Origin of the sequence: Streptomyces nigrescens (genome assembly GCF_027626975.1) — a bacterium.
Taxonomy (GTDB): domain Bacteria; phylum Actinomycetota; class Actinomycetes; order Streptomycetales; family Streptomycetaceae; genus Streptomyces; species Streptomyces nigrescens.
Genome location: NZ_CP114203.1, coordinates 2,899,743 through 2,921,544 on the forward strand (window position 1 = coordinate 2,899,743; position 21,802 = coordinate 2,921,544).

Annotated in this window: 18 protein-coding genes; 5 read left to right on the forward strand and 13 right to left on the reverse strand. The window is 71.3% G+C overall.

What is annotated here, in order from left to right:
• Positions 1–60: 60 nt before the first annotated feature.
• The 6 genes from rplS to STRNI_RS13050 form a co-directional block, all read right to left on the reverse strand.
• Entirely contained in the window at positions 61–408 is a 348-nt protein-coding gene (gene rplS, locus STRNI_RS13025) for a 50S ribosomal protein L19 (RefSeq protein ID WP_018087148.1), read from the reverse strand.
• A gap of 132 nt (positions 409–540) precedes the next feature.
• On the reverse strand, positions 541–1,350 hold the full coding sequence (trmD, locus tag STRNI_RS13030) for a tRNA (guanosine(37)-N1)-methyltransferase TrmD (protein ID WP_018087149.1): 810 nt from the start codon (positions 1,348–1,350) through the stop codon (positions 541–543).
• Entirely contained in the window at positions 1,350–1,895 is a 546-nt protein-coding gene (rimM, locus tag STRNI_RS13035; protein WP_026169192.1) for a ribosome maturation factor RimM, read from the reverse strand. The genes trmD and rimM overlap by 1 nt, the downstream gene beginning before the upstream one ends.
• Before the next feature lie 167 nt (positions 1,896–2,062).
• Positions 2,063–2,302, reverse strand: a complete 240-nt coding sequence (locus tag STRNI_RS13040) for an RNA-binding protein (protein WP_003980229.1) — start codon at positions 2,300–2,302, stop codon at positions 2,063–2,065.
• Positions 2,303–2,304: 2 nt separating this feature from the next.
• Positions 2,305–2,745, reverse strand: a complete 441-nt coding sequence (gene rpsP / locus STRNI_RS13045) for a 30S ribosomal protein S16 (protein WP_006602842.1) — start codon at positions 2,743–2,745, stop codon at positions 2,305–2,307.
• Between the two features lie 156 nt (positions 2,746–2,901).
• A complete protein-coding gene (locus STRNI_RS13050) occupies positions 2,902–3,492 on the reverse strand; it encodes a hypothetical protein (protein ID WP_018087151.1) in 591 nt (196 codons plus the stop codon).
• 523 nt (positions 3,493–4,015) lie between these two features.
• Here STRNI_RS13050 and STRNI_RS13055 point away from each other — a divergent pair.
• A complete protein-coding gene (locus tag STRNI_RS13055) occupies positions 4,016–4,882 on the forward strand; it encodes a methyltransferase domain-containing protein (protein WP_159485967.1) in 867 nt (288 codons plus the stop codon).
• A 405-nt stretch (positions 4,883–5,287) separates the two neighbouring features.
• Here the strand turns inward: STRNI_RS13055 and ffh are convergent, their stop codons facing one another.
• The 5 genes from ffh to nsdA all read right to left on the reverse strand — a co-directional run bounded on the left by ffh (position 5,288) and on the right by nsdA (position 13,185).
• Positions 5,288–6,844: a signal recognition particle protein gene (gene ffh, locus STRNI_RS13060; RefSeq protein ID WP_018087153.1), complete on the reverse strand. Its 1,557-nt coding sequence runs from the start codon at positions 6,842–6,844 to the stop codon at positions 5,288–5,290.
• 111 nt (positions 6,845–6,955) lie between these two features.
• Positions 6,956–9,460, reverse strand: a complete 2,505-nt coding sequence (locus tag STRNI_RS13065; RefSeq protein WP_277411297.1) for a [protein-PII] uridylyltransferase — start codon at positions 9,458–9,460, stop codon at positions 6,956–6,958.
• Positions 9,461–9,662: 202 nt separating this feature from the next.
• Positions 9,663–10,001: a P-II family nitrogen regulator gene (locus STRNI_RS13070; protein ID WP_018087155.1), complete on the reverse strand. Its 339-nt coding sequence runs from the start codon at positions 9,999–10,001 to the stop codon at positions 9,663–9,665.
• On the reverse strand, positions 9,998–11,338 hold the full coding sequence (locus tag STRNI_RS13075; RefSeq protein WP_018087156.1) for an ammonium transporter: 1,341 nt from the start codon (positions 11,336–11,338) through the stop codon (positions 9,998–10,000). The genes STRNI_RS13070 and STRNI_RS13075 overlap by 4 nt, the downstream gene beginning before the upstream one ends.
• A 374-nt stretch (positions 11,339–11,712) precedes the next feature.
• Positions 11,713–13,185 carry a transcriptional repressor NsdA gene (gene nsdA, locus STRNI_RS13080; protein WP_018087157.1) on the reverse strand — a complete coding sequence of 491 codons (1,473 nt, stop codon included), beginning with the start codon at positions 13,183–13,185 and terminating at the stop codon, positions 11,713–11,715.
• A 487-nt stretch (positions 13,186–13,672) separates the two neighbouring features.
• On the opposite strand from nsdA, the gene STRNI_RS13085 reads away from it, so the two are divergent.
• Positions 13,673–14,341 carry a bifunctional DNA primase/polymerase gene (locus tag STRNI_RS13085; protein ID WP_109892790.1) on the forward strand — a complete coding sequence of 223 codons (669 nt, stop codon included), beginning with the start codon at positions 13,673–13,675 and terminating at the stop codon, positions 14,339–14,341.
• 184 nt (positions 14,342–14,525) lie between these two features.
• Here STRNI_RS13085 and ftsY read toward each other — a convergent pair whose 3' ends face one another.
• Positions 14,526–15,755, reverse strand: a complete 1,230-nt coding sequence (gene ftsY / locus STRNI_RS13090) for a signal recognition particle-docking protein FtsY (protein WP_277411298.1) — start codon at positions 15,753–15,755, stop codon at positions 14,526–14,528.
• A 145-nt stretch (positions 15,756–15,900) separates the two neighbouring features.
• On the opposite strand from ftsY, the gene STRNI_RS13095 reads away from it, so the two are divergent.
• The 3 genes from STRNI_RS13095 to STRNI_RS13105 all read left to right on the forward strand — a co-directional run bounded on the left by STRNI_RS13095 (position 15,901) and on the right by STRNI_RS13105 (position 19,916).
• Positions 15,901–17,124 carry an NAD(P)/FAD-dependent oxidoreductase gene (locus STRNI_RS13095; RefSeq protein WP_277411299.1) on the forward strand — a complete coding sequence of 408 codons (1,224 nt, stop codon included), beginning with the start codon at positions 15,901–15,903 and terminating at the stop codon, positions 17,122–17,124.
• A 226-nt stretch (positions 17,125–17,350) separates the two neighbouring features.
• The gene (locus STRNI_RS13100; RefSeq protein WP_277411300.1) at positions 17,351–18,835 is read left to right on the forward strand and encodes a purine-cytosine permease family protein; all 1,485 of its coding nucleotides are present in this window, start codon (positions 17,351–17,353) and stop codon (positions 18,833–18,835) included.
• Positions 18,836–18,932: 97 nt separating this feature from the next.
• Positions 18,933–19,916 (forward strand): LLM class flavin-dependent oxidoreductase, encoded by a 984-nt coding sequence (locus tag STRNI_RS13105; protein WP_018087162.1) that lies wholly within the window; start codon positions 18,933–18,935, stop codon positions 19,914–19,916.
• A gap of 258 nt (positions 19,917–20,174) precedes the next feature.
• On the opposite strand, the gene STRNI_RS13110 is transcribed toward STRNI_RS13105, so the two are convergent.
• Positions 20,175–21,593, reverse strand: coding sequence for a sugar porter family MFS transporter (locus STRNI_RS13110; RefSeq protein ID WP_277411301.1), 1,419 nt, complete (start codon positions 21,591–21,593; stop codon positions 20,175–20,177).
• Positions 21,594–21,802: the final 209 nt, after the last annotated feature.

Sequence of the window (21,802 nt, forward strand, 5' to 3'; positions counted from 1 at the left end):
TACGCGAGCGTCGGTTTGCGTTGCCCCGGCACAAAAAATCGTGCCCCGGGGCGGCCCGGCTCAGTTGTCGCGCTTCTCCTTGATCTTCGCGGCCTTGCCGCGGAGCTCACGGAGGAAGTACAGCTTGGCGCGACGGACGTCACCGCGGGTCACGACCTCGATCTTCTCGACGATCGGGGTGTGCACGGGGAAGGTGCGCTCGACGCCGACGGAGAAGCTGACCTTGCGGACCGTGAAGGTCTCGCGGACGCCGGCGCCCTGACGGCGGATGACAACGCCCTTGAACTGCTGCACACGGGAGCGGTTGCCCTCGATGACGCGGACGTGGACGTTGACGGTGTCACCCGGGCGGAAGGCCGGGATGTCGCTGCGCTTCGACGCGGCGTCGACGGAGTCGAGAAGGTGCATGACCTACTGCTTTCTTCGCTGATGCCACAGGTCATCAACGGGATATGGGAAGGATGTTTCGGATGCCGTTCCGCCGGGCGGGCGTCGTTCCCCCTGTGGCAGGGGCGCGCGCCGGACGCACACAGCAGCGGCCTATTCTTCCACGGCCCCGCTCGTCCGCCCAAATCGGCCGTCGTCGCCCGTCGACCAGCCCAGGGCGGCGAGTATCGCGCGGTCGTGTTTGTCGAACGCGGCGGGGTCGGCCCGCTCGATCAGATCGGGGCGGTTGCGGTCCGTGCGGCGGAAGGCCTCGTCCCGGCGCCAGCGGGCGATCTTGCCGTGGTGGCCGCTGAGCAGGACCTCGGGGATACCGCGGCCGCGCCACTCCGGGGGCTTGGTGTAGACGGGGCCTTCCAGGAGGTCGGCCATCGCGCCGGGGGCGAAGGAGTCGTCCTGGTGGGAGGCGGCGTTGCCGAGGACGCCGGGCAGCAGCCGGGCCACCGCCTCGACCATGACCAGGACCGGTGCCTCGCCGCCGGCCAGGACGTAGTCGCCGATGGAGACCTCGCGGACGTCGACGCGGTCGCCGTACTCCTCGATGACGCGGCGGTCGATGCCTTCGTAGCGGGCCGGGGTGAACACCAGCCAGGGCTTGGCGGAGAGTTCGACGGCGAGCTGCTGGGTGAACGGGGCACCGCTGGGGGTGGGGACCACGATCACCGGTTCCCCGTCACCGGACGCGAGGATCTCGTCGAGCGCCTCGCCCCACGGCTCGGGCTTCATCACCATGCCGGGGCCGCCGCCGTAGGGGGTGTCGTCGACGGTGTTGTGCTTGTCGTGGGCCCATTCGCGCAGGTCGTGGATGCGCACATCGAGCTGTCCGCGGGCGCGGGCCTTGCCGACGAGGGAGACGTTCAGCGGCTCGAGGTACTCAGGGAAGATCGTGACGACATCGAGCCGCATCAGCTGTCCTCACGGCTGCTGGCGATCTCGGCCTGGCTGTCGTCGAGGAGGCCGGGCGGCGGGTCGATGACCGCGCGCTGCTCCTCGAGGTCGATCTCCGGGACGATTTCGGCGACGAACGGGATCATGACCTCGCTGCCGTCGGGCCGCTGGACGATCAGCAGGTCCTGGTAGGGCAGGTGGGAGACCTCGGAGATCCGGCCGACGTCGGTGCCGTCGCGGGTGACGACATCGAGGTCGATCAGCTGGTGGTCGTAGAACTCCTCGGGGTCCTCGGGGACTTCCTCGGGGTCGACCTCCGCGATCAGCAGGGTGTTGCGCAGCGCCTCGGCGGCCGTACGGTCCGCGACGCCCTCGAAGCGCAGCAGCAGCCGGCCGCTGTGCACCCGGCCGGTCGCGATGGTCAGCGGTCCGACGGAGGACGGTTCGGTGGCGAGGACGGCGCCCGGGCCGAGCCGCAGTTCGGGCTCGTCGGTGCGCACCTCTACCGTGACCTCGCCCTTGATGCCGTGGGCGCGGCCGATCCGCGCCACTACCAACTGCACGCTGTCTTCTCCCCTTTTGTGCTGAACCGCCGCCGCTGTCGCGGAGGTGGCCGAGGACCGTTGTGGTTCCTCAATGAATGGTGGCGGTCGTGGATCAACGATCGCCAACGAACTCGGGCCGGGGACGGCCCGAGGGCCCTCCCCGGCCCGAGCCGGTGTTCAACTTGTCAGCGGACCTGGTCCACGTCGACGAGGTCGACGCGGATGCCACGGCCGCCGATGGCGCCCACGACGGTCCGCAGCGCGCGGGCGGTCCGGCCGTTACGGCCGATCACCTTGCCGAGGTCGTCGGGGTGGACCCGGACCTCGAGTACGCGCCCGCGGCGCAGGGTGCGCGAGGCTACCTGCACGTCGTCGGGGTTGTCGACGATGCCCTTGACGAGGTGCTCGAGGGCTTCCTCGAGCATGCTCAGGCCTCGGTCGACTCAGAGGTGGACTCGGCCGCAGCCTCGTCCGCCTTCTTGTCAGCCTTCTTCGCCTTCGGGGTGATGGCCTCACCCTTCGGCTCGTCGCCGGAAGCCTTGGCAGCGGCCTCGAAGAGGGCGCGCTTGTCGGCCTTCGGCTCGGCAACCTTCATCGGCGCCGGGGCGGGCAGGCCCTTGAACTTCTGCCAGTCGCCGGTGACCTTGAGGATGGCCATGACGGGCTCGGTCGGCTGCGCGCCGACACCCAGCCAGTACTGGACACGCTCGGAGTCGACCTCGATGCGCGAGGGGTTCTGCACCGGGTGGTACAGGCCGATCTCCTCGATGGCCCGGCCGTCACGGCGGGTACGGGAGTCGGCGATGACGATGCGGTAGTGAGGCGCGCGGATCTTGCCCAGACGCTTCAGCTTGATCTTGACTGCCACGGGAGTGGTGTCTCCTGGTCTTGACGTGGTGGGGCACAACGGGATGCCACGTGGGGTTGCGGTACTCGGGGTGCCCGATGGACGCGTCAGCCGGAGGAGAGAGGGGTCCTGTGCGACTGTCGAGTACAGCTAGCCATTGTGCCACACGCCCCCGGGTCAGCCGACCGCGGCCACCTCGGGGATACGGAAGGGCTTGCCGCAGCCGCCGCAGACGATCGGCGCCTGGGCGAGCACGGACGGCACGACGCGGACGTTGCGCCCGCAGTCGCAGACGGCCTTGACGCGGACGCCGCCTCCGGAGGAGCCGTGCCGGGCGGCGGGGCCGCGGAAGCTGCGGGCGGTGTCGGTGGCGGTGGCGGCGGTGTGCGCCTTGAGGGCTCTGGCGAGGCGTTCGATGGTGGAGCGGTAGCGCCTCCTGGCTTCGGGGTTGAGCGTGACCAGGGAGAAGCCGCTGCTGGGGTGCGGCTCGTCGATATGGTCCAGGCCCAACTCCTCGGCGATCGCCAGGAATCGGCGGTTGTGGTAGCGGCCTGCACGGGAGGTGTCGCGGACGCCGCGTGCGGCGGCGATGCCATGGACTGCCTCATGGAGCAGCCGTTCGAAGGAGAGCTCCGCGCCACAGGCGGACGAGGACTCTCCGATCAGGGACTCGGGCGCGGCCAGATCCGGCAGCTCGGGGTGGTGCCGTTGAATATCGGCCCAGGCGAGCGCCAGTTCGGCGGCGAGGACAGGCGGTGTCGTGCTCACGTCGTGACAACGAGCCGGGGTCGCCGAGTGTTCCGATTCCGGGGCATCTCAAATAATTTGCACGTACCAGTCAGTTTCTGGTCATGAGTCGTGCCGAGGGCGGGGTGCGCAGATCTGCGCAGAAGGCGCCCAGCAGCCCTCAAGCCGGTACGTATCCCCGCGTACGCCGCATGGCGTAGCCGGTCGTATACCGGGGCAACGATCTTCGCGGCGATGGTACGGGGCGTTCCTGTGCCCGGCCGCACCGGCTCGGACCCCACCGTAGACCCGGCGGGCGCGGACGTCCGGGCCTCCGGGTGGCGGGCATTGCCGTGGCGGAACGGCGCCGGCCGGGGCACCCTGGAACGGCGCTCCAGGGAGCGGGCCCGGCGCACACGGGGGCGCGCGGGAGACAACCCCGGCGCATCCCCTGGACGCTTGGGCGAATGCGCAGTTGTCTGGATTGCGGGGGCGCACAACGCGCGAACACGGGGGCGATCGGTACGGAACAGCTTCGGGTTCTCGGCGAATAGGGGCGCTATCGATGTCACCGACGCTCGTGCGGCACCAGCTTCCGCACTCCGGATCCACGCGCTGCGACGACCCGCCCGCTCCGGCCCGGTCGCGGGCGCGTACCCGCGACTGGGCCGAGATCCAGGAGCGGATGCTGGTGCCGCTGTACGAAGCCGCGTACGACCGTTTGGGGGTCGGTCCCGGTACCCGGCTGCTGGGGCTGGGCTGTGGGTCCGGTCTGGCGCTGCTGCTCGCGGCGGCGCGCGGCGCGCAGGTCAGCGGGGTGGATGCGGACGAGTCCCGGCTGGAGCTGGCGCGTGAGCGGCTCACACCTGACGGCATGCCGGAGCACACCCGCGTGGTCAGCGGTGGCCTGGAGGCCGCGGCGCCCGGGGACGCCGCGTTCAACGTGGTCACGGCGTTCCACCCGGTGGGCTGTGTGAGCACCGTCGAGGGGCTGACGGCGTCGCTGACCGCGGCGGCCGGGCTGGCGGAGCGCGGCAGCGCGGTGGTGCTGGGCGGCTGGGGTCCGGTGGAGCGGTGCGCCACGGCCGGTGTGCTGCGGGTGGCGGAGCGGCTGGCCGATGCCCCGGGCGATTACGTCGTCGGCTCCGCCGGGTGGCGGCCCAGCGGACGGGACGATCTGGAGGACCTGGCGGACCGGGCCGGGCTGCGGCCGGACGGTTCGGGGCGGGTGTCCTGCCCGTTCGGGTACGCGGATCCGGCGAGTGCGGTGCGGGGGCTGTTGTCGACGGGGCTGTTCGATGCGGCGCTGGAGGCTGCCGAGCAGCGCCAGGTGGAGAAGGAGCTCGCGGAGGCGCTGCATCCGTATCAGCGGGCGGACGGGACGGTGTGGATGCCGAATGTGTTCCGCTATCTGATCGCGCGGACCAGGTAGGGGGGCGGGAGGGGCGGCAGGCCCCGGGCAGCAGACCCCGGGCGGCAGACCCCGGGCAGCAGGCCCCGGGCGGCAGACCCCGGGGGCGGCGGCAGACCCTGGAGCGGCGGGGGGCGGGCGTTCGGCGGTATTCGGATCCGGTGTCCTGGATTCTCCCGGCTCGTATCGCTCGTATCCCCCGCCGGACTTTCCCCCTCCGGTTTTTACCCGCCGCCCACCCCCCTTCGGGGGGTGGGCGGGTAAGGATGCTCGGTTTCGGCACGCGCGGCAGAAACAGGCGGGCAGAGATGCCTCGGTTTCGGCATCCGCGGCGGGGATGGGCAGGTAGGGATGCCCGCCCCCGGCACGCGCGAGCCCCCGGCCGCGGTGTGAGGCCGGGGGCTCGCGAAGCGGAGCTGTGGGGGGTCAGCCCATGAACTTCTTGAATTCCTCGGGGAGTTCGAAGTTCTGCGGGTCCTGGCCGCCCTGCGGCAGGCCCAGCGGGTTGCCGGACTGGGCGGCCTCGCGGCGCGCGGCCGCGGCCTCTTCCTCGGCCTTGCGCTTCATCGGGTTGCCGCTCTTGCGCTTGCCCTTGGCCTGCTTGACCTGCTTCTTCTTGCGGGCACCACCGCCCATGCCAGGCATCCCCGGCATGCCGGGCATCCCGGGCATGCCGCCGCCCTGGGCCATCTTCGACATCATCTTGCGGGCGTCGAAGAACCGCTCGACGAGGCCCTTGACCGCGCTGACGTCGACACCGGAGCCCTTGGCGATACGGGCCCGGCGCGAGCCGTTGATGATCGTCGGCTCCTGGCGCTCGGCCGGGGTCATCGACTTGATGATGGCGGCGGTGCGGTCGACCTCGCGCTCGTCGAGGTTGTTGATCTGGTCCTTCATCTGGCCCATGCCGGGCAGCATGCCGAGCAGCTTGGAGATGGAGCCCATCTTGCGGACCTGCTCCATCTGGGCCAGGAAGTCGTCGAGGGTGAACTCCTTGGGGCCCTTCGCCAGCTTGGCCGCCATCTTCTCGGCCTCGGCCTGGCTGAAGGTCTGCTCGGCCTTCTCGATGAGCGAGAGCATGTCGCCCATGCCGAGGATGCGGGACGCCATGCGGTCCGGGTGGAACGCGTCGAAGTCGTCCAGCTTCTCGCCGTTGGAGGCGAACATGATCTGCTTGCCGGTGACATGCGCGATGGACAGCGCGGCACCACCGCGGGCGTCACCGTCGAGCTTGGAGAGCACCACACCGTCGAAGCCGACGCCGTCGCGGAAGGCCTCGGCGGTGTTGACCGCGTCCTGGCCGATCATCGCGTCGACGACGAAGAGGACCTCGTCGGGGCTGACCGCGTCGCGGATGTCCGCGGCCTGCTGCATCAGCTCCTGGTCGATGCCCAGACGGCCGGCGGTGTCGACGATCACGACGTCGTGCTGCTTGCCGCGGGCGTACTCGATGGAGTCCTTCGCGACCTGGACCGGGTCGCCGACGCCGTTGCCCGGCTCCGGCGCGAAGATCGCCACACCGGCGCGCTCGGCGACGACGGAGAGCTGGTTGACGGCGTTGGGGCGCTGGAGGTCACAGGCGACCAGCATCGGGGCGTGGCCCTGGCCCTTGAGCCAGCGGCCGAGCTTTCCGGCGAGGGTGGTCTTACCGGCACCCTGCAGACCGGCCAGCATGATCACGGTCGGCGCGGTCTTGGCGAACCGCAGCCGGCGGGTCTCGCCGCCGAGGATGCCGATGAGCTCCTCGTTGACGATCTTGATGACCTGCTGGGCGGGGTTCAGCGCCTGGGAGACCTCGGAGCCGGTGGCACGCTCCTTGACCTGCTTGATGAAGGCGCGGACGACCGGGAGGGCGACATCGGCTTCGAGCAGCGCGATACGGATCTCGCGCGCCGTGGCGTCGATGTCCGCCTCGCTCAGGCGGCCCTTGCCCCGGAGGTTTTTGAAAGTACTCGCCAAGCGGTCGGAAAGCGTATCGAACACGGCGGTCGTCGATCCTCGGGGTCGGGGGCGGGGTGCAGTCGGGTTCTAGGGTATCGGCCTCCGCAAGCAAACCATTCCTGCCCTGTATTCCCGGCCGCTCATTCCCGGCCGCTACTGAAGGGCGCGCTCCACGGCCGCCGCCACTTCATGGGCCGCGGCGTCCTTGAGGGGAGCCCCGTCCTCCCCCGTGACATAGAACGCATCCACCGCGTTCGCGCCCAGGGTGCTGATGTGGGCGCTGCGGACGGCGACGCCGGCCGTCTCCAGGGCGCGGCCGATGCGGTGCAGCAGGCCGTGGGCGTCCTGGGCCCGGACCTCGATGACGGTCGCGGTGTCGGAGCTGCCGCCGGCGACGGTGACCCGGGGTGGCGGGGCGAGCACGACCCGGGAGCGGCGGGCGTAGGCACGCTCGCGTTCGGCGAGGCGGGCGGGGACGTCGAGGGAGCCGTCCAGGGCGCGGAGCAGGTCGGCGCGCAGCCGGTCGGCCTGCGGCAGTGAGCCGTATTCGGCGGCCACCCGCCAGCTCAGCAGCAGGACCGGCCCGTCGTCGATGGGGTCGAGGAGGAGCAGGTCGGCGGCGCGGACGGTGAGCCGGTGCAGGGCCAGCACCCCGGCCGCGGCGGGCAGGACGCCCGGCTGGTCGGGGACGGCGATGAGCAGTTCCACACCGACCGGTTCCTGGGCGGGCGCCGGCGTCTCCGGCCCGGTGCCGGCGTCGGTGGGGGCCTCGGCGCGCGCGTGCAGGGCCAGGACCGGACCGCCGGTGCGCCCGGCCTCGATCGCCAGCCGTTCCTGTTCCGCGGTCGGCTCGCCGGCGCCGCGCACCTCCGTGTCGGGCTCCCCCGCGAGCCGCGCGGCGACCCGTTTGACCAGGTCGGCGACGAGTCCGCCGCGCCAGGCGCTCCAGGCGGCGGGCCCGGTGGCCAGCGCGTCGGCCTCGGTCAGGGCGTGCAGCAGCTCCAGGGTGCGGGTGCTGCCGACCGCCTCCGCGACCGCGCCGACGGTGGCCGGGTCGTCCAGATCGCGTCGGGTGGCGGTCTCGATGAGCAGCAGGTGGTGTCGTACGAGGGTGGCGATCACCGTGGTGTCGCGGGCGTCGAAGCCGAGCCGGGCCGCCACATCGCGGGCGATGGTCTCGCCGGCCACCGAGTGGTCGCCGGGCCAGCCCTTGCCGATGTCGTGCAGCAGTGCGGCGACCAGCAGCAGGTCGGGGCGGTGCACCCGGCGGGTCAGAGCGGAGGCCCGTACGGCGGTCTCGACCAGGTGGCGGTCGACGGTCCAGGTGTGGACGGGGTTGCGCTGGGGGCGGCAGCGGACGCGCTCCCAGTCGGGCAGCAGCCGCGTGATGATGCCTTCGGCTTCCAGGGCCTCCCATACGGGCACGGTGTGCGTGCCGGCGCCCAGGAGCGTCACCAGCTGTTCGCGGGCCTCGGCGGGCCAGGGCACGGGCAGTGGCTTGGTGGCGGTGGCCGTGGCGCAGCGGCGGATCGCGTGGGTGGCCAGCGGCAGCCCGGCCTGGGCGGCGGCGGCCGCGGCGCGCAGCACCAGTACGGGGTCGCGCTCGGGGCGCGCGGTGCGGGCCAGTACCGCCTCGCCGTCGAGTTCGACGACGCCCTCGGCGAGCGGGGAGCGCTCGCCCTTGCCCGCGGTACGGCCGTGCAGCAGCCCGCGCAGCATGGGCTTGAGGGAGCGGGCGCGCAGCACCCGGCCGACCTCGCGCCAGGTGACATCGGCCGCGTAGGAGATGGTGCGGGCGGATTCGTAGGTCTGCCGCAGCAGCGCGTCCGCGTCGAGCATGCCGAGGGCGGTGGCGACCTGGTCCTGTTCCTGGAGGGAGAGCCGGTCGGTGGCGCGGCCGGTCGTCAGGTGGAGCGCGTCGCGGGCGTCGAGCAGCCGGGTGCGGGCGGCTTCCAGGCCTCCGCGCGGGGCGTCGGCGAGCCAGGAGGCGGCGACGGCCCGCAGCGCGGTGGCGTCCCGCAGCCCGCCCCTGGCCTCCTTGAGGTCGGGTTCGAGGAGGTACTGGAGTTCGCCCTGCCGCTCGGCGCGCTCCTGGCACAGGTCGTGGAGTTCCGGGAGCCGTTTGGGGGCGCTCTCGCGCCAGTCGGCATAGGCGGTGGTGCGCAGTGCGGCGGTCAGGTCGGGGTCGCCGGCCAGGTGGCGGGCGTCGAGCAGGCCCAGCTGCACCTTCAGGTCCTCGCGGGCCGCTTTACGGGCCTCGGCGGGGGTGCGTACGGAGTGGTCGAGGGCGAGGCCGAGGTCCCAGACGGGGTACCAGAGGTGGTCGGCGAGCGTGGCGAGGGCGCCGGCGTCGGCGCGGCCGTCGTGCAGCAGGAGCAGGTCGAGGTCGCTGCGCGGGGAGAGTTCGCCGCGCCCGTAGCCGCCGACGGCCACCAGGGCGGTGCCGGACAGGCCGGCGGCGGCGCCGTGCCGGGCCAGCAGGCCGGCCAGCCAGTCGTCGGTGAGCCGGGCGAGGGCGGCGCGGCGGTCGGGTCCGGTGGGGGCCTCGTCCTGGAGGAGCCGCAGCCGGGCCGCCGGATAGCCCCCTTCCGGCGCGGGAGTGTTCCCCGGACTCCGTGCTCCGGCCGGTCCTGCCGTTTCCTCGACGCTTTCCGTCACCTCGCGCGCTCCTTGGTCGTGGTCGTCCCCCGCCGTCACCGTCATCCCCGTGCGGCCGTCCCCGTGCCGGCCGGGCCCGCAGGCCCAGTCTGTGCCGCTGCGGGGCGGTCGGCCATCCGCCGCTCGGGCGGCCGCGCCCCGGCTCCGGTCCCCGACGGCGGACAGCCGCCCGGGGCCGGAGCCGGAGCCCGGCCGTGGCGCCTCACAGGGCGTCCGGCCCCCGCTCGCCGGTCCGCACCCGTACCGCGTCGTCGACGGGGATGCTCCACACCTTGCCGTCGCCGATCTTGCCGGTGCGGGCCGCCTTGACGATGACGTCGGTCAGTTCCTCGGCGTCGGCGTCCTCGACCAGCACCTCGATGCGGATCTTCGGGACCAGGTCGACGGTGTACTCGGCGCCGCGGTACACCTCCGTGTGCCCGCGCTGCCTGCCGTATCCGCTGGCCTCGGTGATGGTCAGTCCGTGCACACCGAATGCCTGCAGGGCGTCCTTCACCTCGTCCAGCCGGTGCGGCTTGATTACTGCCGTGATGAGCTTCACGCGTCCACCTTCTTTGTCAGGGCCTCGCCGAGTGCCGGTCCCTTGCGGCCGATCGAGCCGCCGCCCGCGCCGGTGAAGTCGTATGCGGTCTCCGCGTGCGCGGCCTGGTCGATACCGGCGACTTCCTCGTCCTCGCCGACCCGGAAGCCCATCACCAGGTCGATCACCTTGGCAAGGACATACGAGACGACCAGGGAGTACAGCAGCACACAGACCACACCGACGGCCTGCCTGCCGAGCTGGTCGAAGCCGCCGCCGTAGAACAGGCCCTTGGCCTTGCTCTGCACCCCGCCGGTGGCGAACAGGCCGACCAGCAGCGATCCGGCGACACCGCCGACGAGGTGGACCCCGATGACGTCGAGGGAGTCGTCGTAGCCGAACTTGTACTTCAGGTTGACGGCCATGGCGCACAGCACACCGGCGATCGCACCGACCGCGATGGCCCCCAGCGGGCTGACCGCGCCGCAGGCCGGGGTGATCGCGACGAGTCCGGCGACCGCGCCGGAGGCCGCGCCGAGCGTGGTGAACGAGCCGTGCCGGAGCTTTTCGTACGCCAGCCAGCCGAGCATCGCGGCGGCGGTGGCGACCTGGGTGTTGACGAAGGCGACCGCACCGATGCCGTCGTCGTTGCCGAGCCAGGAGCCGGCGTTGAAGCCGAACCAGCCGAACCACAGCAGACCGGCGCCGAGCATCACCAGGGGGAGGCTGTGCGGCCGCATCGGGTCCTTCTTGAAGCCGATGCGCTTGCCGACGACGAGGAGCACGCCGAGCGCCGCGGCACCGGCGTTGATGTGCACGGCCGTACCGCCCGCGAAGTCGATGACCTGCAGCTCGAACAGCCAGCCGCCCTCGCCCCAGACCCAGTGGGCGACCGGGAAGTACACGAGGGTGACCCACAGCGCGATGAACAGCGCCCAGGCGGTGAACTTCACCCGGTCGGCGAGCGCACCGCTGATCAGCGCCGGCGTGATGATCGCGAACATCAGCTGGAAGACCGCGAAGACATAGACCGGGATGGTGGTGGCGCCCCACAGTTCCGTCAGGCCGATACCGCTGAGTCCGGCGAAGTGTCCGTCCCAGCCGATGAAGCCGCCCTTGTCGGTGCCGAAGGCGAGTCCGAAGCCGTACAGGACCCACAAGATCGTCACGATGCCCAGGCTGATGAAGCTCATCATCAGCATGTTGAGCACGCTCTTGACCCGGACCATCCCGCCGTAGAAGAAGGCGAGACCGGGTGTCATGACCATCACCAATGCGGAGCAGATCAGCATGAACCCGGTGTTGGCCGGGCTCAGTGTCGCCTTGTCTGCTGCGAGCGTCAGGATGCCTGGGGGCATCGGCGTCTCCTCGTCGTCGATGCGGCCCGTGCGGGCGTGTTTCTGGTGGGCCGACTTCGCGATGAGGTTGTCGCAGCGTGGTTTCGGCCAAACCTTGCGGGTGTTTCACCCCAGTGACGAAGACGGCCTCCGTGTTACGCCCCGATGAACTGCCAGATCAGCCCGGCATCACCCGTTCAACCCACAGAAACCACTAATTGAGCAACCCCGACGGCGGCCAACCACCTCCGCGAGAGCGGCGCCGGTTTAGGCGCAAGGGGGAGCCGCAAAACACGAGCCCGGCCGCGGCTGCCGCCCGCGTGACCTGGCATGGGGGAGCCGAGTCGGGCTGTACGGGGCGGTGGCCGCGGCCGGTGTTCTGGGGTGGGGTGCCGTCAGACGGCCTCCGCGGTTTCGGGCAGCTGGCGGCTGAGCTCGTCGCTGAGCCGGATCACCTCGGCGACGCCGCCGAATTCCCGCGCCGCGTTGTCGACGGTCTTGCGCAGCCGGGTGTTGACCCGCTCGGAGCGGACCTGGCGGGCGAACGGGATCGCCTGCTGCGCCATCGCCGCGCAGGCCTCGGGCTCCTTCTGCAGCAGGTGCACGGTGGCCATCCCGATCAGGTTGAGCGCATACGAACGCTGGTGCTCGGGGTCCTTGCCGAAGAGCTCCACGGCGCGCTGCATGACGGGCTCGGCGAGCGAGGCGTAGGTGGGGCTGCGGCCGGCGACATAGGCGAGGTCGCGGTAGGAGTGGGCGTTCTCGGCGTTCAGCTCGGCCTCGGAGAAGAAGCGGATCCAGTCCGGCTCGGGCTCGCCGGGCAGGACGTCGGAGAAGGTGTCCTCGGCCATCCGGACGGCCCGCTTGACCTTGCTGGGCTGGCCCATGCCGGCGTAGGCGCGGGCCTCCATCGCATACAACATGGCCTGGGTGCGGGGGGTGGCGGTTTCGCGGCTGCCGTACTGGGCGAGGTGGATCAGCTCCAGCGCGTCGTCGGGGCGGCTGAGGTGGATCATCTGCCGGCTCATGCTGGAGAGGATGTACGAGCCCAGGGGACGGTCGCCTGCCTCCTTGGAGGCGTGCAGGGCCAGCACGAAGTACTTCTGCGCGGTGGGCTGGAGCCCGATGTCGTAGCTCATCCAGCCGGCGAGTTCGGCGAGTTCGGCGGCGACCTTGAACAGCCGCTTGGACACCGCCTCGGGCTGCGGCTCCTGGAGGAGGTCGGTGACCTCGTGAAGCTGGCCGACCACCGCCTTGCGCCGCAGCCCGCCGCCGCACTGCGCGTCCCACTGGCGGAACATCGCGGTCGTCGACTCCAGGAGGTCCAGCTCGGGCTTGGACAGCCGCGCGGGGCGCCGGGCGCGGTCGGGTTCCTCCGCGCCGCCCTGGCCCGCGGGCACCGGGACCAGCCAGCGCTGCATCGGCTCGATGAGGCTGGGTCCGGCGGCGAGCGCGAGGGAGGTGCCGAGGAAGCCGCGGCGCGCCAGCATCAGGTCACTGCGCGAGAACTCACTGATGAGGCCGACCGTCTGGGCCCCGGCCCAGGGCAGGTCCACACCGGAGACGGACGGGGACTGGTGCGCGGAGCGCAGGCCCAGCTCCTCGATGCCGACCACACAACCGAAGCGTTCGGAGAACAGCTCGGACAGGATCCGCGGGATGGGCTCGCGCGGCTGCTCACCGTCGAGCCAGCGGCGCACCCGCGAGGTGTCGGTGCTGATGTGGTGGGCGCCCATCTGGCGGGCCCGGCGGTTGACCTGCCGGGCCAGCTCGCCCTTGGACCAGCCGCTGCGCATGAACCACGAACCCAACTGCGCGTTGGGTTGCTTGACGGCGTCGGTGCCGCCCGTGCCGCCGTTGCCGCCCACTGGAAGCCCCCATCCCGATAGCTGGCTTGGTGCCTGGTGCCTGGTGTGTGCCGCGAACTACCCACAGGACGCCGTCGGTTACGACGCCTGTCCGGGGTACATCTACCCGATCACGGTTTCCGGCCACACCTTTTGGCCTGTGCTCGACCTGTGCGTTGCCACCGGCATACCCGTGCGAAGGGTGCCTCTCCGGGGTTCGCGCACCGAAAGTAATCCTACGATCACGCCCGCCGCGAGGGCGATCGCGGAAACGCCACCATTCGCCACCCCTTCGAATGAACTCCCCGCCCAGCTCTCGCGATTGACTTGACACAGGCCGAAGAACGCCGGGCGGAACGAAGCGCAGAAGGGCTCACGCGGCACACCGCACCACCCGGCACACCACGTCACACCACCGCACCACGGGCCGCCGGCGGAGCGTGAACGGCGCCGGACCGTCAACCCGCCGACTCGTAACCACTGGCACGCACCACCCGTTGGAGGGGGCATGGGCTTCACGATCGGCGGCATCCGAGAGATGCGTTCCAGCTCCCGGCGCCGCGCCCGCTCGACCGAGATCTCGGCGGTGGCGGAGTACACGGGACTGTGGGGCTGGGACGTCGTCCCCGGCGCCCGGGCGGTGCGCGCGGGCAGCGGCCGTACGGACTGCTCGTGCGGCGCCGCCGACTGCTCCTCCCCCGGTGCGCATCCGCTGGCCTTCGGCGAGGAGCTGGCGGCCGGTGCCGGCTGGGAAAAGGCCGCCGTGGCGTGGGCCGAGACCCCGGGCGCCGCCATCCTCCTCCCGGTGGGCCGGTCGTTCGACCTCCTCGACGTGCCGGAGGCCGCGGGCCGCAACGCGCTGGCGCGGCTGGAGCGGATGGGTCTGCCGCTGGGCCCGGTCGCGGTGACCCCGACCGGCCGTGCGCTGTTCTTCGTCGCGCCCGGCGCGGCCGGACAACTCCCCGATCTGCTCTACCGGATGGGCTGGGACGACGCCTCGCTCGACCTGCGCCCCCTGGGCCCCGGTGACCATCTCACCGCGCCCCCCTCCGACCTCGGCGGCCACGGCCCGATGCGCTGGCTGCGCCCGCCGTCCCTGGACACCGCCGACCGGCCGCCGCAGGCACGGCTGATGGTGGGCACCCTGGCGTACGCCTGCAACCGCTCGGTGGTCTGAGCTCTCCTGCCGGCGCGGCGCGGCTCTCGTCCGCCGGAGGGCGTACGGGTCCCCGGGCGAGGCGGTGCGGGGCCGGCCACCCCGGGCCGGGAGGTGGCGGGCGGACATGGACCGGCCCCCGGTACCCGCCGTGTGCGGGTCCGGGGGCCGGTGACGGTCCGGGCGTGGTGCCCTGGTGGCGGCGTCAGTCGATCAGGGCGTCGACAAAGGCCTGCGGCTCGAAGGGCGCCAGGTCGTCCGCCCCCTCGCCCAGGCCGATGAGCTTGACGGGAACGCCGAGTTCGCGCTGGACGGCGACGATGATGCCGCCCTTGGCGGTGCCGTCGAGCTTGGTGAGCACCACTCCGGTGATGTCCACGACCTCGGCGAACACCCGGGCCTGGACCAGGCCGTTCTGGCCGGTGGTGGCGTCCAGGACGAGCAGTACCTCGCCGACCGGGCCGTGCTTCTCGACGACCCGCTTGACCTTGCCGAGCTCGTCCATCAGACCGGTCTTGGTGTGCAGCCGGCCCGCGGTGTCGATCAGGACGACATCGGCGGCCTCGGCGATGCCTTCCTTCACCGCGTCGAAGGCGATGGAGGCGGGGTCGCCGCCCTCGGGTCCGCGGACCGTACGGGCACCGACCCGCTCGCCCCAGGTCTGGAGCTGGTCGGCGGCCGCGGCGCGGAAGGTGTCGGCGGCGCCGAGGACCACGGACTTGCCGTCGGCGACCAGGACCCGGGCGAGCTTGCCGGTGGTGGTGGTCTTGCCGGTGCCGTTGACGCCGACGACCATGACGACGCCGGGGATCTCGTCGCCGCCGTTGCCGATGCCGTTGGCGGTGTGCACGGTGCGGTCGGCGTCCGTGCCGATGAGGGCGAGGAGCTCCTCACGCAGCAGTTCGCGCAGGCCTTCGGGGGTGCGGGTGCCGAGCACCTTGACCCGCTCGCGCAGCCGGTCGACCAGCTCCTGGGTGGGGGCGACGCCGACGTCGGCGGTCAGCAGGGTGTCCTCGATCTCCTCCCAGGTCTCCTCGTCGAGGTGTTCACGCGAGAGCAGGGTCAGCAGGCCCTTGCCCAGGGTGTTCTGGGAGCGGGAGAGCCGGGCGCGCAGCCGGACCAGCCGGCCCGCGGTGGGCTCGGGGACCTCGATCGCGGGGGCGGCGGGCGCCTCGGGCTCGGCGGCCGGTGCTTCGGCCACGGGGGCCTCGGCGGTGGGCAGCGTGACTTCTTCGATGGTGCGACGCTCTTCGTCGCGGGGGGGCTCGGCCTCCTCGCCGACATGCGGTTCGGCGGGGGGCGCGGTAACGGAGGGCTTCGGGGCAGCCGGCGGGGACGGCGGCAGCTGCTTCTTCTTGCGGCCGCTGACGACGAGCCCGCTGATCGCGCCGAGCACGACCACGGCGATGACTACAGCAAGGATGACGATGTCCATAACTCCTCCAGTATCAGCCACGCTCCGCCCGTGGGGACTGCACGCGCCGAACCTGGATGAGCAGTGTCCTGAATGAATTCTAGATGTGTAGTATCCGGATTCACTCCCCGGGACCGCCCCGCGGAGCATCAGGAGGGGAATCCGGATGATTGATGTCCTGGTTTTGGGAGGCGGCTTCGCCGGTCTGTGGAGCGCCGCCGCGGCGACCCGGCTGCTGCGCGCCCAGGGGAGCGCACGCTCCGTGGCGCTGCTCACCCCCCACCCCGACCTGGTCCTCCGCCCGCGCCTCTACCAGGCCGATCCGGCCCGGATGCGGGTGCCGCTCGACCGGGTGCTGGGGCCTGCCGGGGTGCGGCGGATCGCCGCCACCGCGACCGCCGTGGACACCGCACGGCGCCGGGTCACCGCCCTGACGTCCGACGGCAGCCGCACCGAGGTGGCCTACCGGAGCCTCGTACTGGCCACCGGGAGCGCGGTGGTGCGGCCCGAGCTGCCCGGCGCCGCCCTCCTGCACGACATCGACACCCTCCCGGCCGCGGTCCGGCTGGAGGAGCATCTGCGGGGGCTGCCCGAGGCACCGGCCGGGCCCGGGCGGTGGACCGCGGTGGTGGCCGGCGCCGGTTTCACCGGGCTGGAGATCGCCACCGAGCTGGTGGGCCGGCTGCGCGCGCAGGCCGCCCCGTACGGTGCGGCGGACGAGGTGCGGGTGGTGCTGGTCGAGCGCGCGGCCGTCGTCGGGGCGGGGCTCGGCGCGGCGGCCCGGCCGGTGATCACCCGGGCGCTGGACACGCTGGGCATCGAACGGCGTCTTGGCACCACGGTCACCGGTCTGGACGCGCGCTCGGTGCATCTCGCGGACGGCAGCACCGTGCCGGCCCGTACGGCCGTATGGACCGCGGGGATGCGGGCGAGCGCCCTGACCGCGCAGATCCCCGCGCCCCGGGACGCGCTGGGGCGGCTCGCCGTGGACCGCGGGCTGCGGGTGCGCGGTATCGAGGGCCTCTACGCCGCCGGGGACACCGCCGCGGCCCTGGCCGAGGAGGACCACCCCGTCCTGCAGAGCTGTCAGCACGCCATCCCGCTCGGCAAGGTGGCGGGCCACAACGCCGCGGCCGCTCTGCTCGGCCTGCCGCCGGTGGACTTCGCGCCCGACCCGTACCGCACCTGTCTCGATCTCGGCGAGGCCGGCGCGGTGGCCACGGCCGGCTGGAACCGGACACTGCGCGAGGGTCCCGAGGGCTTCGCCAAGGACCTCAAGCGGGCCATCAACGAGACATGGATCTCCCCGCCGGTCGACGATCCGCAGGAGCTGCTGCGCCGGGCCGACCACCGGGTCGGCACGCGGCAGGAATCGGCGCCTTCTGCCTGATCGGAGGGGCCCGACTGGACCCTTCGACGAGGTTCGGCGACACTCTTCCTCGTCGTGGGGTCCAACAGTGCGTACCGGCACAAGTTGGATCAAAGTACGATGGTCGACGGCCGCGCAACGCGCGTAGAGTCCTGGCAATCAATTCTGGCCAGGCATCACAGCCGCTGCCTGCACCCCCTCCCCCGTGGGGGTGCGTCCAGATCCCCGCACGGAGATACCTGCACCAATGGGCACCACGTCCTCCACTTCCGCTCCCGCACCCGAGGGCGCCGTCGAGACCCGCGGCATCGAACCCGTCCCCGACAACGAACGCCAGGGTCGCGTCCGCGAGCTCTTCCCGACCTGGGTCGCCGCCAATATCAGCGTGTTGTTGCTCACCATGGGCGCCTCGCTCGTGGTCAACAACGGGCTGAACTTCTGGCAGGTCCTGTTGGTGGCCGCGGTCGCCGCGGCCGTCGCCTTCGGCATGGTGGGCGTGCTGTCGGTCTCGGGCAAGTGGGGCGGCGCGCCCGGCGCGATGCTCTCCCGGGCCGCCTTCGGTGTCCGCGGCAACTACTTCCCCGGCGCGATCCTGTGGGTCGCCCGCTTCGGCTGGGAAACGATCAACGCGGTCACCGGTGCCTACGCGGTGCTGACCGTGCTGCATCTGCTGTTGGGCGTCGAGAGCAACAACGTCCTCGTCGTCGTCACCCTGCTCGCCTTCGTGGCCGTCACGTATCTGGTGAGCGGTCTGGGCCGCAAGGCGCTGAACGTCTGCAACAAGTACTCGACGTATCTGTTCGGCCTGTTCAGCATCATGGTGCTGGTCTACCTGGTCGCCACGATGGACTGGGATGCCGTCTTCGCCAAGAAGGCCGGCACCACCGCCATGGTGATCGCGGGCATCGGCACCATCGCGGCCGGCGGTATCAGCTGGGTGCCCACCGGCCCCGACTTCGCGCGGTACCTCCCGCACTCCGCGTCCGGCAAGAAGATCGTCGGCGCCACCGTCTCCGGCGCGGCCCTGGTGCTGCTGCCGATGGTGCTGATGGGCGGCGTGATGGCCGTTTCCAGCCCGAAGCTGGCCGGCCAGAACACCGACCCGATGTCGTTCCTCGGCAGCATCCTGCCGTCCTGGCTCGCGGTGCCGTACCTGATCACCGCGCTGGTCGGCATGGTGCTGATCAACAGCCTGTCGATGTACTCCGCGGGCTTCACCGCCCAGACCATGGGCGTCAAGCTGCCGCGTGCCCTCGCGGTCAGCATCAACGCCGTCATCAGCCTGGTCGGCGGCCTGTTCATGATGCTGGTGGCCAAGGACTTCATCGGCCAGTTCATCGCCTTCCTGACGCTGCTCGCGGTCTCCTTCTCCGCCTGGATCGGCGTCTACGGCATCGACATGGCCCGGCGGCGCAAGCTGGCGGTGCGCTATGACGCCGACAGCCTGATGAACACCGACCGCACCAGCCGCTACTGGTACGTCGGCGGCTTCTGCTGGCAGGCCATGACCGCCTGGGGCGTGGCGCTCGTCGCGGGCCTGTGCTTCACCAAGGTCCAGTGGTTCACCGGCCCGTTGGCCACCACCTGGATCGGCGAGAACGGCCTGGGCTGGGCGGCCACGATCGCGATCGCCGCGCTGGTCTTCGCCGTACTGCCGTCGCCGAAGGAGACCACCCCGGCGGCCGGGACGGACGAGGCGGCCGAGGTCCGGCAGCCGGTCGAGGTGGGCTGACCCGCCCCCCGGCCGACCGGATCCCGCCTCTAGTGATCTGACGCAACGTCAGCTAACGTCCCCTTCGCCAACCGCCTTGGCGAAGGGGACATTTGCGATGATGTCGGTTCTGCGGATCAACCTCGTCGACCCCGCACCCACACCCGCCACGCTGTCCGCGCGCTACCGTGCCGCCGTCGAGATGGCGGCGTTCGCCGACGACCGCGGTTTCACCATGGTCCAGACCGAGGAGCACCACGCCACCACCAACGGCTGGATGCCCTCCCCGCTCACCTTCGCCGGCGCCGTCTTCGGCGCCACCCGCCGGATCGGTGTCACCGTCTCCGCGCTGATCACCCCGCTGCACGATCCGCTGCGGCTGGCCGAGGACCTCGCCTCGCTCGATCTGCTCGGCGGCGGCCGGCTGGTCACGGTCGCCGGCCTCGGCTACCGGCCCGAGGAGTACGCGGCGCACGGCAAGGACTGGCGGGGCCGGGGCCCGCTCCAGGACGAGGTGCTTCAGACCCTGCTGTCCGCCTGGACCGGCGAACCGTTCACGTACCAGGGGCGTACGGTCCAGGTCACCCCGCGCCCGTACACCCAGCCGCATCCGCTGCTGCTGATCGGCGGCAGTTCACGGGCCGCCGCCCGGCGCGCGGCCCGCCTGGGGCTCCCCTTCTTCCCCAGCGCCCACCTCCCCGCACTGGAGGCCTACTACCACGAGCAGCGCGCCGCCTTCGGCACCGACGGGTGGGTGATGCAGCCACCCGAGCGGACCGCGCTCCTCCACCTCGCCGAGGACCCGGACCGCGCCTGGGCCGAGTACGGCGGCCATCTGCTGCACGAGGCCCGGATGTACGCCTCCTGGCAGTCCGCCGGTAGCCGCTCCGCGGTGCGCTCGTCCGCACAGGACGTCGGGGCGCTGCGCGAGGAGGGCGTCTACCGCATCGTCACCCCCGACGAATGCCTCCGGCTCGCCCGGCGGACCGGCGACGGGGGCGCGTTGATCCTCCATCCGCTGTGCGGCGGAATGCCCGTCGACGAGGGCTGGCGCTCGCTCCATCTGTTCGCCGAGCAGGTGCTGCCCCGCCTCAAGGGCTGACGGGTTCAAGGCCTGACAAGCTGACGGGCTCAAGGCCTGACGGGCCTCAGCCTTCCGGGTAAATGACGAAGAGCCGGCAGGCAGGCGGACGGCGGGCCGGACCGCCGCGGCACGCCCCGCCCCACGACCCCCGCATCGCGCGCCGCCGCCGGCGCGCCCGGCCCCGGCCGGCAACTCGGGCACAAAAAAGGGGTACTGCCCGGGGTCCCTGATGACCCGGGGCAGTACCCAGTGCTGAGGAGAAGGACTGGCGGGGGGTTAGCCCATCTCCTCCAACGCCTTGCCCTTCGTCTCCTTCACGAACTTGAGCACGAAGGGGATCGAGAGCAGGGCGAAGACTGCGTAGATGACGTACGTACCCGAGAGGTTCCAGTCGGACAGGCTCGGGAAGCTGGCCGTGATGGCCCAGTTGGCGATCCACTGCGCCGAGGCGGCGACGCCCAGCGCGGCGGCACGGATCTTGTTCGGGAACATCTCGCCGAGGAAGACCCAGACCACGACGCCCCAGGAGAGGGCGAAGAAGAGCACGAAGACGTGGGCGGCGATCAGCGCCACGGTGCCTTCGGTGGGCGGCAGGGTGCCGGCCGCGGTCTTGGCGGAGAAGGCCCATGCCTCCAGGGCGAGCGAGACGGCCATACCGGCCGAGCCGATCAGCGCCAGCGGACGGCGGCCGATCTTGTCGACGAAGACCATCGCGATCACGGTGCCGATGATGTTGATGATCGACGTCGTGAAGCTGTAGAAGAACGAGGCGCTCGGGTCGATGCCGACGGACTGCCACAGCGCCGAGGAGTAGTAGAACGCGACGTTGATGCCGACCAGCTGCTGGAAGACCGACAGGCCGATACCGACCCAGACGATCGGCAGGAAGCCCATCTTGCTGCCGAGCAGGTCCTTGAACGACGACTTGTGCTCGCGGCGCATCGCGTCCTGGATCTCGGTGACCCGGGTGTCGAGGTTCACGGTGTGGCCCTCGACCTCGGTGAGCACCTCCTTGGCGCGGGAGACCTTGCCGACGGAGATCAGGTAGCGCGGCGACTCGGGGATCGCGAAGGAGAGCAGACCGTAGAGGACGGCCGGGACGACCATCACGCCGAGCATCCACTGCCAGGCCTCCAGGCCGGCGAGGGTGCCGCGCTGGTTGCCGTCGGCGAGGTTGAGGATGCCCCAGTTGACGAGCTGGGAGATGGCGATACCGACGACGATCGCGGCCTGCTGGAACGAGCCGAGGCGGCCACGATAGGCGGACGGCGAGACCTCGGCGATGTAGGCCGGGCCGATGACCGAGGCCATACCGATGGCGAAGCCACCGATGATCCGCCAGAAGGCGAGGTCCCAGAGGGAGAACGGCAGAGCGGAGCCGACGGCGCTGATGGTGAACAGCACCGAGGCGATCTGCATCACCCGGATGCGGCCGATGCGGTCCGCGATCCGGCCCGCGGTGGCGGCACCGACGGCACAGCCGATCAGCGCGACGGCGATCACCTGGGCGAGGACGGCGGACCCGACGTCATAGCGGCTGCGGATCGCCTCGACGGCACCGTTGATGACGGAACTGTCATAGCCGAACAGAAAGCCGCCCATCGCGGCAGCCGCGGTGATGAAGATGACATGGCCGAGATGGTCGGGATGGGCCTTACGGCCTTCCGGAACCGTCGGCTGCGCGGTGCTGGTCAACGTGAACTCCAGTGGCCCGGCTGCGCTGCCGGGCGTAGGGGGCTGGCCCTTCTAGTGGTGCATAGGTTGGGGGTACCCACCACTTGAAGGTAAAAGCAACGTTGCAGAGACTATGCCTTCAAGTTTCGAAGTCAATAGGGCGTAATGAATTTGTTTCTCGGACGCCTTGGGGGCCGTTCGTTCAAGTTGTGAACTGATGGGGTATCGGA

Coding starts and splice junctions, on each gene's coding strand:
- rplS (WP_018087148.1), bottom strand. CDS start 408: ATGCACCTTCTCGACTCCGTCGACGCCGCGTCGAAGCGCAGCGACATC.
- trmD (WP_018087149.1), bottom strand. CDS start 1,350: ATGCGGCTCGATGTCGTCACGATCTTCCCTGAGTACCTCGAGCCGCTG.
- STRNI_RS13040 (WP_003980229.1), bottom strand. CDS start 2,302: ATGCTCGAGGAAGCCCTCGAGCACCTCGTCAAGGGCATCGTCGACAAC.
- STRNI_RS13055 (WP_159485967.1), top strand. CDS start 4,016: ATGTCACCGACGCTCGTGCGGCACCAGCTTCCGCACTCCGGATCCACG.
- STRNI_RS13075 (WP_018087156.1), bottom strand. CDS start 11,338: ATGCCCCCAGGCATCCTGACGCTCGCAGCAGACAAGGCGACACTGAGC.
- STRNI_RS13085 (WP_109892790.1), top strand. CDS start 13,673: ATGGGCTTCACGATCGGCGGCATCCGAGAGATGCGTTCCAGCTCCCGG.
- ftsY (WP_277411298.1), bottom strand. CDS start 15,755: ATGGACATCGTCATCCTTGCTGTAGTCATCGCCGTGGTCGTGCTCGGC.
- STRNI_RS13095 (WP_277411299.1), top strand. CDS start 15,901: ATGATTGATGTCCTGGTTTTGGGAGGCGGCTTCGCCGGTCTGTGGAGC.
- STRNI_RS13100 (WP_277411300.1), top strand. CDS start 17,351: ATGGGCACCACGTCCTCCACTTCCGCTCCCGCACCCGAGGGCGCCGTC.
- STRNI_RS13105 (WP_018087162.1), top strand. CDS start 18,933: ATGATGTCGGTTCTGCGGATCAACCTCGTCGACCCCGCACCCACACCC.